The following is an 11,903-nucleotide window of genomic DNA, read 5'->3' as shown; positions in this document are numbered from 1 at the left end:
AAGGTATGCGCGCTAAAACTCCCAGTGAATCACGCACGGTAATGACCGATTTGGTACTGCCCAGCGAAACCAATCCATTGAACAATCTTTTTGGTGGTGAACTCTTGGCCCGAATGGACCGTGCTGCGAGTATTTCGGCCCGTAGACACAGCCGTAGGATTACGGTGACCGCTTCGGTGAACCATGTGGCTTTTAATCGCGCTGTGCCCTTGGGAAGTGTGGTAACTGTTGAAGCTGCTGTTTCGCGAGCGTTCAATACATCAATGGAAATCTTTATTGATGTTTGGATTGAGGACCGTTTTACTGGAGAGCGTACCAAGGCCAATGAGGCCATTTATACCTTTGTAGCTGTAGATGATACCGGAAAGCCCACAGAAGTGCCTCCTTTGGAGCCTGAGACCGATTTAGAGAAGGAGCGTTATGCTGCTGCATTACGGCGCAAACAACTGAGCTTGGTACTAGCTGGAAAATTGAAGCCTTCCGATGCAACCGAGCTGAAGGCGTTATTTACTTCCTAAATTTTAAAAATCGAAGTTGTCGGGGTCGGGGCCAAATCGTTTGCCACGGTCCAAGCCATCCAATAATTGTACATCTTCCTTACTAAGTTCAAAATCAAAAAGGTCTGCATTGGCTATAATGCGATTCTTTTTGGAAGATTTTGGGATGGTAACCACTCCTTTTTGAAGATCCCACCTCAAGACAATCTGGGCAATGGTTTTATTGTACTTTGCCGCCAAGTCCTTCATTATATCCAAATCAAAAATATTGCCTTGCATTAATGGAGACCAAGCTTCATATTGAATCCCTTTTTCAGCACAGAAATCAAGTAGCCCCTGCTGAACCAAATACGGATGGAATTCCATTTGATTTACCATCGGAACTATTTCTGCGGAAGTCAACAAGTCTTCTAAATGATGCCGTAAAAAGTTGCTCACACCAATGGCCCGTATCCGCTTTTCCTTGTACAGTTTCTCCAAGGCCCTCCAAGTGTCTTTATAAAGTCCTTCCTTGGGCCAATGTACAAGATACAGGTCGAGATAATCTGTTCCCAATCGATTTAGGCTGGCGTCAAAAGCTTTTAAGGTGGAATCATATCCTTGATCTGTATTCCAGACCTTGCTTACCAAAAAAACGTCCTTACGGTCTACATTGCTTTCCCTGATACCTGTTCCTACACCTTCCTCATTATTGTAAATAGCTGCTGTATCAATGTGTCGATATCCATGGTTAAGAGCATCCTTTACCGCATGAATGACTTCATTACCGTCTTTGGAGAGATAGACCCCTAGCCCAAAATAGGGCATTTGGACTCCGTTGTGCAATTCAAATGTTCCTTGTAGGTCAGTAATTTTTTTCATGTGTTACAATTGATATATCCAATCCTCAGGATTCAGTCGATTGGAATCTTGATACAAATAGAATTTCATTTTCGTAGTGCCATCAGACCGATTGGTATTTATCTCGCCCAAAGCCTCCTTAGCGGCCACTTTAGCCCCTTTTTCAACATATAATGTAGACAAATTATAATAGGTGCTGATATAATTTCCATGTTTTAAGGCCACGGCCCTTCCGCCCCCCGGCACAGAGAATATGGCAATTACTTCTCCCTCGAAAATGGCCCTTGCCTTACCCCCTTTGTCAGTTGTGATGGTTACGCCATTGTTACGGTGTTTGATTCCAGGATATAATTTATCCGCGTACTCCCCATATCCTTGGCTCTTAATTCCCTTTTCTACCGGCCAAATGAGTCGACCTTTGTTGGCAGAAAAGTTATCTGCCACCAATTTTGCTTCTGGAGTAAGCGCAAATTTGGCGCTACTCGTGCTGGTCTTCCCTGAACTCTTATTGGAGCTGGCTATGGCCGTTCTAATTAATCGTTCAATTTCCCTTTCAATTCTTCGGGCTTCTTTTTGCTTATCAGCTATAGCGGCAGTATACCGTGCTTCATTTTGCCGGACACTTCTTAAAAGGTCTCTTTGGGATTCCACTTCTTTGGACAGCTCGTTCTTTGCTTTGGTATTTTCTGCTACAAGCTGATCCTTTTGCTTTCGTTGCTCCACCAAATCCTTATTTAGTTGTGCCAACTCCTCTGTTTTCTTTATAATCCCTTCACCTTGCTTTTTTCTATGTTTGGCATATTGTTGCATATACTGTAATCGTTTGAACGCCTGAAAGAAGTTCTCTGCGGATAGCAAAAACATCAATCTATTGTTTTGGGACTTATTTTGATACGTCTTTTGAATAAGATTGGCATAATCTTCCTTTAAGATTTTCAAGTCTTCCCGAAGCTTACTAATGTTTCTGATATTGACATTGATTTGCCTGTTGAGCAAATTGGATTGTTGGTTGGTCACCCGAATCAACTCTTGACGGACATTTATTCTGTTGTCCAACGCCTCCATTTGATCCAAAATAGTGCCCTTTTCTTTGCGTTCGGCAAAGAGCAATCTATTGATTTCCTTGATTTCTTCCTGTAATCGCTCTCGCTTGGCTTCCAACGCCTTCTGCTCACTGGTTTGCGCGTTGCCAGAAAACGAAACAAGAAATATAATAATCAGATAATAAAGACAATATGAATTCTTATTTATCATATTACTTTAATGTAATTTTATCAAATCCTTTAGGTACTTTATAGGGAAAACTCATGGGTTTGTTCAATTCCAAGTTACGAAAACTGAGGTTTATATTGGTCAACTCCCCCTTATCCTCGGCCAAAATCTTAATTCCCTCCGGCAGTACATTTCCAGAAACATTCTGATAAGTATATTTTGCTTCAAACTGTCGCAAGCTATCAGGTTGGGAAACTTGCTGCGTGGCAATTTTAAAATTCCTGGGTTCAACTTGAAATAGAATCTTAAACAAATCTCTGGCCTTTTTTGGTTTCAGTTGGTAATTCCCCTCAGCAACGGATGAAACAAATTTTTCCTTTCTTAAATCAAACACCGCATTCCCTAATAGTAGGTTCTGGACTTTCTCAAAATCCAATTCCGTTCCTAAAACATGACTCAAATAACTAAAGTCACCATCAAAATATTCATTCTGTAACTTGTTATAAAAGGACACTTTATTTGGTGTTATGTGTGCCTTCACCATTCCGAGGGGTGCACTCATCCAAATCACTTTATCCTTTTCCATCCTTAAGCTGACATTAACGCCCTGACTTTCATCTCCATTTACATAATCAATTTTAATTCGCCCACTCAGGGTTTTGAATTTAGTCTGATTGGTATAGTGATTATCGATGATACTTTTAGCAGACATACGTGAATCCACGTCTCCACCAGTGACCGTCTTGGTGCTTTTACATGCACCCAGACAGAAAATCAGTGCCGTCATTGTCAACAACCGAATCTGCTTTCCCATATTTCTTGACCCCATCCTCATAGTCCCGGTTTAATTTTATTTAAATATTCATTCGCTTTTGATATGTTGCCGATGCTTGTATAGGCTTTAGACAGCTCACCAAACATTTTATTCGCCAATTGATCATCATCCAAAAGATAATCCAATCCACTTTCCAAAACCTCAATGGCCTTGTTCGGATTGGAGGTATTGTTCAAAGCCGTTCCGTAGCCATAATAAAAATACGGTTGCAGCGGATACGAGTCTAAGGCTTCTTTGGAAACGGTTAAAGCCTGCGCAAAGTCCGATTTTGTCAAAAGTTTTTCTATCTGAGTGCGATATTGTGCAGTAGGATCATTGGATTCCTTCTTTTCATTCACTGCAACTGAAATTATTTTTTTCTCTTCTTTTTGTTGCAGGGAATCATTGATTTTTGAGGTGAGCTCCTCTGTAAACTTTGAAGTGCCCAATCCGTCCAAAACCTTGAGCGCATCGTTGTATTTTTTCATCTTGAAATACCCAAGTGCTAAATTTTGTTGCAACTTTTGATTGGCGAAAGGGATATCCTGTTTAACAGCCTCAAACGGACTGCCTCCTTGATCCAGAACATGGAGAAGGTTGTCTAAATACCAAAAATCAGTGGGTTTGGAATTTAAGGCTTTTACGGCATATTCTTGAGCGAGTACATATTGCTTATCCAGTGCATAGGCCTTTGCCAATTCATAATCCACCACACTGTTGGAGGGGTCCAATTGTTTACATTTCAACAACAAATCAATGGCGCGATCATAGTTTTGGATGCCTTTTTGTTTCAAAGCCTCAAAGAAGTTCTCTTGAAACTTATCGGTATATTCATCAAGATACACTTCGGCGCTTTCCTGTTCTTCTTGGGCATAGCTATGGCAGTATGTCAACGCCGACACAACCACGCATACCCCAAAAAGAAACTTTCCATTCATACCATCCCAATCCTCATTACATCAAAAAACCTTATTCTAAAACGGAGTAATCTCCAATACTTATCGTTTCAAAATTACCATTAAAAACAACATGATTGCCAATCATGGCATTATCCAGATTGGCATTGTATATTTTACTGTTGCTTTGGATAAGACTGTTCTTAATAGTGGAATTCTCCAGCACCGTATTAGACCCCACCGATACGTAAGGCCCAACCGTAGAATTTTTGATGACCACATTAGCTCCAATAAAACAAGGCTCTATTATGTTTGCATTTTCTTGTTTCACAGAACTGGAAATGAGAGTTTCCCCATCTTTTTCCAAAAAATCCAACATTCGTTGATTGGTCTCCACAGTTACATTTTTGTTCCCACAATCCATCCATTCATCCACTTTTCCAGGAACAAATTTCATGCCCTTTTCCATCATGCGCTTGATACCATCATTGATTTGGTACTCCCCTCCATGGGTAATGTCGTTATCCAACACATGCTGCAGTTCAGTTTTTAGGACACCTACGTCTTTAAAATAGTAGATGCCAATCACTGCCAAATCTGAAACAAATTCCTTTGGTTTTTCAACCAATTCCACAATCTGATTCTGTTCGCTTAACTTAACCACACCGTAAGCTTCTGGTTGCTCCACTTGCTTTACCCAGATAACACTGTCCGCAGATTTGTCCAGATCAAAATCAGCCCGAATCAAGGTATCCGCATAGGCAATTACCGCTGGGCCGCTGAGTGATTCCTTGGCACTCATAATGGCATGCCCTGTTCCCAGTGGTTGGTCCTGTCTGTAGATAGTGCCTTTGGCTCCCAATTCTTCTGCCAATTCCATTAAACTTTCAACAACATCATCGCCAAAGAAGGCAGGGTCTCCCAAAATAAAGGCAACTTCTTCTATGGGTTCACCCAACACTTTGGCAATATCGCTTACCAATCGGTGTACAATGGGTTTTCCCGCAACGGGAATCAATGGTTTTGGAACGGTTAAGGTGTGTGGTCGTAATCGGGAACCTCTTCCCGCCATGGGTACGATTATTTTCATAGAAATGCCCGCGGAGGCGGGTATCTTTTAAAGTTATACTCTATTTAAAATGGTCTCGACTGCGCCTGTCTGCCGACAAAGGCAGGCTCCACCTGTCATTGCTTAATTCTACTTGGTCCCTGTACTCCCAAATCCACCAGCTCCCCTATCGGTTTCTGAAAGGGATTCCACTTCTTCCCAATCAGCTCGCTCGTGCTTGGCAATGACCATTTGGGCTATGCGTTCACCATTCTCCACTGTGAATTCTTCGGCGGAAAGGTTCACCAAAATCACACCCACCTCTCCGCGGTAATCCGCATCAATGGTTCCAGGGGCATTGAGAACCGATATTCCCTTTTTTGCTGCTAGACCGCTTCGTGGGCGTACTTGAGCTTCAAAACCAATGGGCAGTTCCATAAAAATTCCTGTGGGGACAATAGCTCGCTCCAGAGGTTTCAACACAATCGGGGAATCAATATTGGCCCTTAAATCCATTCCTGCCGAAGCCAAGGTTTCGTAATGAGGCAGTGTATGGTTCGACTTGTTAATGATCTTAATCTTCACGCTTTAAAAATATGCTTCTTAAATTTTCACCTTCCATTCTGTAAATCAATCCCAAAAATAACAAAAGAAGTAGGCTGCCCGCTATTAAATTTCTATTAAAAACATAGAATGAAAGTGCGGAAAAGAGAATTGAAACGGAAAGGTAGAACACAATTTTACGCATATTATAGGGTATTGGGTAGTATTTTCTTCCGAAGAAATAGGACAATAGCATCATACTTCCATATGCGGCCAACGTGGCCAGGGCGGAAGCCATATATCCAATCTTTGGAATGAGCCCTATGTTGATGATCAACGTAATCAGTGCGCCGATGGATGAAATATAGGCGCCAAACTTGGTCTGGTCCGTTACTTTGTACCAAACGGATAGATTGTGATAAATGCCCAAGCAAAAACTCCCCAACAAAATAATCGGCACAACGTCAAGGGCTTCCCAGTAAATTGGGTTTCTAATCAAAAGTTTACCCAAAACATCTATATAGGCCACAACCCCCAGGAGGATGATACTTCCAAGAATTACAAAGTAATTGGTGATCTGCGCATAGGTCCTTTCTGGTTTTTCGGTTTTGGCATGACTGAAGAAAAAGGGCTCCACCCCCATGCGAAAGGCCGTTCCGAACAACGTCATGAACAACGCCAATTTGTAGCATGCCCCATATTTTCCAACTTCGGACTCCGCAATATCCGCAGGCAATATTTCGGTCAGTAAAATCTTGTCCAGCACTTCATTGACCGTAAATGCTACTCCTGCCACCATTACCGGACCGGCATATTTAAGCATTTGCTTCCAAACAATAGAGTCGAATAGATACGGAACCTTAAAATAGCTGGGGAGTAAAATCAACAGGGTAATGCCGCTGGCGATGACATTTGAAATCAGCACATAATGAATTTCCCAGTTCTCCTTATATATGGCATCGAAGAATCCGGACTGGTTTTCCAAGGCCATTTTGGGCAAAACAAGCAGGAAAAAGATATTGAAGGCCAAGTTTATAGCCACATTGATGGTTTTTAACACCGCATATTTCATCGGTTTTTCCTGTGCCCTTAACAAGGCAAATGGAACAATGACCAAGGCATCCAACACCAAGATAAAAGTGGTAAACTTTATATAATCCACATTGATGTTGGTAACTTCGGACAACCATTGATTTACGGACAGCGCAACAATCAAAAACAAAAGGGATGAGGCCAAAAGTGAAATCAACGAGGTGGATATTATGCTTTTCTTGTCCTCAGATTTATGGTAGAACCTGAAAAAGGCGGTCTCCATACCATAAGCCAAAAAGACGTTGAATATGGCAATCCAAGCATAGATGTTGGTGTACTGCCCATAGCCCGCAGCGTTTTCAAAAACAGCTGTGTACAGTGGCAACAGGAAAAAGGAAATGACCCGCGGCATCACCGTGGCCAGTCCATAAATAAAAGTCTGTTTAAAAAGCCTTTTTAACGGGTTCAATAGGTGTATTCTCTTTTATAACCTTTAATGATGCCCACAAGTTACATAAAACGCTTTAGTCCAAATACGGTAAAAAAGGTGTATGGACAAAAAAAGCCGCTTTAATAGCGGCTCTTTATATTTTTAAAGTGTAATCCTATTAGTTATTCAACGCTTCTGCATTGGAATATTTAGCCTCACATATGTTCGGCTTAATTGTTCAATGCTCCATGTTGGAAAATTTGACCTCATACGTATTCGGTCTAATTGTTCAATGCCTCAGCGCCACCAACAATTTCCAAGATTTCGTTGGTAATGGCAGCTTGGCGTGCTTTGTTGTACGTCAATTTAAGTTCATCTCTAAGTTCAGAAGCGTTGTCCGTTGCTTTGTGCATGGCGGTCATCCGAGCACCGTGCTCACTGGCAAACGAGTCGCGGATAGCTTTGTACAATTGGGTCTTCAATGATTTAGGAATCAATTGCTCTACAATCTCGGCTTTTGAAGGCTCAAAAATGTAATCGGAAACGCTAGAAGCGTTCTCTTCAGAAATAGCGATAGGCAAAAACTGCTCGGTCATTACAATCTGTGTGGCCGCGTTTTTGAACTTGTTGTACACCAAATCGATTCGATCATATTTGCCTTCTGTAAATTGATTCATCAAAAATTGGGCAATCTCAGCAACATTATCAAAAGTCAAATCATCAAAAACACCGCTGTGATTGGCCACAACAGTATTCTTTTTCCGAAGAATATCGTTGGCTTTCTTCCCGATTGTAACAAAATCCACCTGCTTTCCAGCATACGTTTGTCCTACCAAGGTACGGCTTTGCTTAATGATGTTGGAATTGAACGCTCCGCACAAACCCCGGTTGGAAGTGATAGCTACCACCAAAACCTTGTTTACGGGTCTGCTGTCCGCAAATGCACTACCGGCATCGCCATCCAAACTGGCACTAAGCCCTTGCAACAACTCCGTAAGTTTGTCTGCATAAGGACGCATGGCCGTAATCGCATCCTGGGCCTTCTTCAACTTGGCAGCAGAAACCATTTTCATGGCACTGGTAATCTGCATCGTTGAAGAGATGGTTGTGATCCTATTCCGTATTTCCTTTAGATTTGCCATTTCTTATAGTTATGGGTTAGGAGTTACGAGTTAAGAGTTTTTTAGTATTGCAACTAAAATCCGAATCAACTCTTCACACTTTTCCATTAAATCATTAGGGACTTCTCTACCTGTTGCTTCCAAAATTTCCAACCAATATTTGGTTTCATCAGCTTCTTTTAAAGCAATCCCAAACTTGTTTTTAAAATCTTTTGTGCTAACCCCTCTTTGTGCTTCCCTAGTATTTGCTCCTATACTGGTTCCGCTTTTCAATAGTTGAGAAGCTATCTCAAAATCATTTTTTCTTTTTAAATCATCACAGTAATGGACAATCTCACATGCAAATTGAAAGCTTTTAATCCGTATGGGACTACTTTCCAATTTACTCATAACCCATCACTCTGAACTCTGAACTATTTATACTTGCTTGAAAGGTCTTTCGCAACCGCTGTTAACGTATCGGTAACCTCATCAGTCAATTTACCGGCCTTTAGGCTATCCAATACGTCTCTGTGCTTCGCGTTCAAGAACTCCAAGAAGTCTCTTTCAAATTCTTTTACTTTATCCACAGGAACATCACGCAACAAGTTCTTGGAACCTGCAAAGATGATGGCCACCTGATCTTCAACGGTGAACGGATCGTTCTGACCTTGTTTCAAAATTTCCACGTTTCTACGTCCTTTTTCAATGACGTTTAAAGTAGCGGCATCCAAATCGGAACCGAATTTGGCAAACGCTTCCAATTCACGGAACTGGGCTTGGTCCAATTTCAAAGTACCAGCCACTTTCTTCATGGACTTGATCTGCGCGGAACCACCCACACGAGATACGGAGATACCCACGTTGATCGCAGGACGAACCCCTTGGTTGAACAAATCCTGCTCCAAGAATATCTGACCATCGGTAATGGAAATTACGTTGGTTGGGATATAGGCAGAAACGTCACCTGCTTGGGTTTCGATAATAGGCAGTGCAGTTAGTGAACCGCCACCTTTTACCATAGGCTTCAACACCTCTGGAAGATCGTTCATGTCCTTGGCAATATCATCATCTGCAATCACTTTTGCAGCACGCTCCAACAGTCTTGAGTGCAAGTAGAAAACGTCACCAGGATACGCTTCACGTCCTGGAGGTCTACGCAACAACAAGGATACTTCACGATAGGCAACGGCTTGTTTTGACAAATCATCATAGATGATCAAAGCAGGACGACCTGTATCCCTAAAATATTCTCCGATTGCTGCACCAGCAAAAGGCGCATATACCTGCATAGGCGCAGGGTCTGATGCGTTGGCCGCTACGATAGTGGTGTAGGCCAAAGCTCCCCTGTCTTCCAACGTCTTTGCAATGGCAGCAACGGTAGATGCTTTTTGACCAACCGCTACGTAAATACAATAAACCGGCTCACCAGCATCGTAAAATTCTTTTTGGTTCAAGATGGTATCAATACAAACGGTGGTTTTACCAGTTTGTTTATCACCAATCACCAACTCCCTTTGTCCACGACCTACAGGAATCATAGCATCAATCGCCTTGATACCCGTCTGCAATGGCTCGTTTACGGGTTGTCTATAAATAACACCTGGCGCTTTACGCTCCAAAGGCATCTCATAGGTTTCGCCAGCGATAGGACCTTTACCATCGATAGGGTTACCCAAGGTATCCACCACACGGCCAACAATTCCCTCACCCACTTTAATGGATGCGATACGTTGTGTTCTCTTTACGGTAGCTCCTTCAACAATCTCTTTGGATGGACCCAACAAAACCACACCAACGTTATCTTCCTCAAGGTTAAGAACGATACCTTCCATACCGCCATCAAACTCCACAAGCTCCCCGTACTGGGCATTGGAAAGTCCATACACACGGGCAATACCATCCCCTACTTGCAATACGGTACCTACTTCATCCAAAGAAGCGGTAGCCTCAAAACCTGATAACTGTTTTTTCAAAATTGCTGATACCTCAGCGGCTTTTACTCCTGCCATTTTTATAGACTATTTGTAAATTCTCTTTTTAAACTGTTTAATTTGTTTGCGATGCTGGCATCATACTGTAAATCGCCAACGCGCAATACAAATCCACCAATAATGCTTTCGTCAATCTTGTTCTCTATAGTGACCTTGTTTCCTGTAATCTTGCTCACCTCGGCCAATACTTTCTTTTCTAAATCAGCGGTCAAGGGAACGGCGGTGGTCACAAAAGCAACATCTTCTCCTTTCAACTTTTCATGAAGGATGATATACTTAACGGCCACTTCCTGCAACATGGCCACTCGTTTGTTGCCAATCAATGTTCCGATAAGGCCTTTGGTGATTTCCGAAGCATCCTTGAAAATTTCCAACAACGCATTTTTCTTCACCTCGCTTTTTACAACGGGACTGTCCAAAAGTTTCTTTAGATCATTACTTTCAAAAATCGTTGCAGAAATGGTTCGCATATCTTTTTCCACGGCATCTGCCGCTTTCTTTTCGATAGCGAAATCCAAGGTTGCTTTTGCGTAGCGTATGGCTGCCCTATTCTGATTCATATTTTTTAGGTTATTGGGTTAATGGTGAAAGGTTAAGTTTGAACTTATTTCGCAACCGCACCTTAGCACACCAACACCTTACTTTTTAATTCAATTTGATGTCACCCAACATATCATCCACCAACTTCTGTTGTTTCTTGGTATCGGACAATTCTTCTTTGATGACTTTTTCTGCGATTTCCAAGGAAAGGTTGGCGACCTGTGCTTTGATATCAGCAACAGCAGCTTTCTTTTCACTTTCGATGGTGGCCTGCGCCTGCTTGATCATTTTATCGCCTTCAACTTTGGCCTGTTCCTTAGCTTCAGAAACAATGCCTTCCTTAAGCTCTCTGGCTTCTTTCAACAAGGCATCGCGCTCTGCTCTGGCCTCTTTCAACAATTTCTCGCTATCGGCAGTAACGTTCTGCATTTCCTTTTTGGCGGCATCGGCAGCATCCAAAGCATTTTTAATGCCCTCTTCACGCTCATTTACCGCATTAAGGATAGGTTTCCATGCAAATTTGTACAAAAGGAACAGTAGCAATACAAACAAAAGCGTTTGCCAAAAAAACAGTCCCAACGAAAACTCTTCCAATAACTTTTCCATATCTGTGCTTTATTCTTGTGCTTTTAAACTAATACTGAAGCAAAAGCTGCAACCAACCGTTACAACTTTTGCTCTGTGTGTTTTGATTATACCGCAAAAAGAGCAGCAAAACCAATACCTTCAATCAACGCTGCTGCAATCAACATCGCTGTTTGGATTTTTCCGTAAGCTTCAGGCTGACGGGCAATGGCCTCCATAGCAGAACCACCGATTCTACCAATACCAAGACCAACACCGATAACTACCAAACCTGCACCTACCATTACTGGAATTTCCATATCTATCTAGTTTAAAAATTAAAAATTCAATTTTAGATTCTTCGCTTTCCCTTCGAAAAGCTCAGAATGACAA

Annotated in this window: 14 protein-coding genes; 1 reads left to right on the top strand and 13 read right to left on the bottom strand. The window is 42.0% G+C overall.

Annotation, left to right across the window (positions count from 1 at the left end):
* Positions 1-5 precede the first annotated feature (5 nt).
* Entirely contained in the window at positions 6-518 is a 513-nt protein-coding gene (locus AB1A65_RS04485) for an acyl-CoA thioesterase (RefSeq protein WP_366586045.1), read from the top strand.
* Positions 519-521: 3 nt separating this feature from the next.
* On the opposite strand, the gene AB1A65_RS04480 is transcribed toward AB1A65_RS04485, so the two are convergent.
* The 13 genes from AB1A65_RS04480 to atpE all read right to left on the bottom strand — a co-directional run bounded on the left by AB1A65_RS04480 (position 522) and on the right by atpE (position 11,830).
* Entirely contained in the window at positions 522-1,358 is an 837-nt protein-coding gene (locus AB1A65_RS04480; protein ID WP_366586043.1) for an aldo/keto reductase, read from the bottom strand.
* Positions 1,359-1,361: 3 nt separating this feature from the next.
* On the bottom strand, positions 1,362-2,591 hold the full coding sequence (locus AB1A65_RS04475) for a peptidoglycan DD-metalloendopeptidase family protein (protein WP_366586041.1): 1,230 nt from the start codon (positions 2,589-2,591) through the stop codon (positions 1,362-1,364).
* A 1-nt stretch (position 2,592) separates the two neighbouring features.
* Complete coding sequence (locus tag AB1A65_RS04470; protein ID WP_366586039.1) at positions 2,593-3,384, bottom strand: DUF4292 domain-containing protein; 792 nt, start codon at positions 3,382-3,384, stop codon at positions 2,593-2,595.
* Positions 3,381-4,301, bottom strand: a complete 921-nt coding sequence (locus tag AB1A65_RS04465) for a hypothetical protein (protein WP_366586037.1) — start codon at positions 4,299-4,301, stop codon at positions 3,381-3,383. The genes AB1A65_RS04470 and AB1A65_RS04465 overlap by 4 nt, the downstream gene beginning before the upstream one ends.
* Before the next feature lie 31 nt (positions 4,302-4,332).
* Complete coding sequence (locus AB1A65_RS04460; RefSeq protein WP_366586035.1) at positions 4,333-5,349, bottom strand: sugar phosphate nucleotidyltransferase; 1,017 nt, start codon at positions 5,347-5,349, stop codon at positions 4,333-4,335.
* A gap of 108 nt (positions 5,350-5,457) precedes the next feature.
* Positions 5,458-5,892, bottom strand: a complete 435-nt coding sequence (dut, locus tag AB1A65_RS04455; protein WP_366586033.1) for a dUTP diphosphatase — start codon at positions 5,890-5,892, stop codon at positions 5,458-5,460.
* Complete coding sequence (locus AB1A65_RS04450; protein WP_366586031.1) at positions 5,882-7,351, bottom strand: oligosaccharide flippase family protein; 1,470 nt, start codon at positions 7,349-7,351, stop codon at positions 5,882-5,884. Before AB1A65_RS04450 ends, dut begins: the two co-directional genes overlap by 11 nt.
* A 242-nt stretch (positions 7,352-7,593) precedes the next feature.
* Positions 7,594-8,454: an ATP synthase F1 subunit gamma gene (gene atpG / locus AB1A65_RS04445; protein ID WP_366586029.1), complete on the bottom strand. Its 861-nt coding sequence runs from the start codon at positions 8,452-8,454 to the stop codon at positions 7,594-7,596.
* Positions 8,455-8,484: 30 nt separating this feature from the next.
* Positions 8,485-8,823 carry a four helix bundle protein gene (locus AB1A65_RS04440; RefSeq protein WP_366586027.1) on the bottom strand — a complete coding sequence of 113 codons (339 nt, stop codon included), beginning with the start codon at positions 8,821-8,823 and terminating at the stop codon, positions 8,485-8,487.
* A gap of 23 nt (positions 8,824-8,846) precedes the next feature.
* Positions 8,847-10,424: a F0F1 ATP synthase subunit alpha gene (atpA, locus tag AB1A65_RS04435; RefSeq protein ID WP_366586026.1), complete on the bottom strand. Its 1,578-nt coding sequence runs from the start codon at positions 10,422-10,424 to the stop codon at positions 8,847-8,849.
* 2 nt (positions 10,425-10,426) lie between these two features.
* On the bottom strand, positions 10,427-10,966 hold the full coding sequence (gene atpH, locus AB1A65_RS04430; RefSeq protein ID WP_366586024.1) for an ATP synthase F1 subunit delta: 540 nt from the start codon (positions 10,964-10,966) through the stop codon (positions 10,427-10,429).
* Positions 10,967-11,051: 85 nt separating this feature from the next.
* Entirely contained in the window at positions 11,052-11,552 is a 501-nt protein-coding gene (locus AB1A65_RS04425) for a F0F1 ATP synthase subunit B (protein ID WP_366586022.1), read from the bottom strand.
* A gap of 86 nt (positions 11,553-11,638) precedes the next feature.
* Positions 11,639-11,830: an ATP synthase F0 subunit C gene (gene atpE / locus AB1A65_RS04420; RefSeq protein WP_045801726.1), complete on the bottom strand. Its 192-nt coding sequence runs from the start codon at positions 11,828-11,830 to the stop codon at positions 11,639-11,641.
* Positions 11,831-11,903: the final 73 nt, after the last annotated feature.

The sequence above is a fragment of the Allomuricauda sp. ANG21 genome (assembly GCF_040705235.1).
Taxonomy (GTDB): Bacteria; Bacteroidota; Bacteroidia; order Flavobacteriales; family Flavobacteriaceae; genus Flagellimonas; species Flagellimonas marina.
Note: the sequence above shows the minus strand (reverse complement) of the source record. Positions and strands in the feature narration are given on the sequence as shown.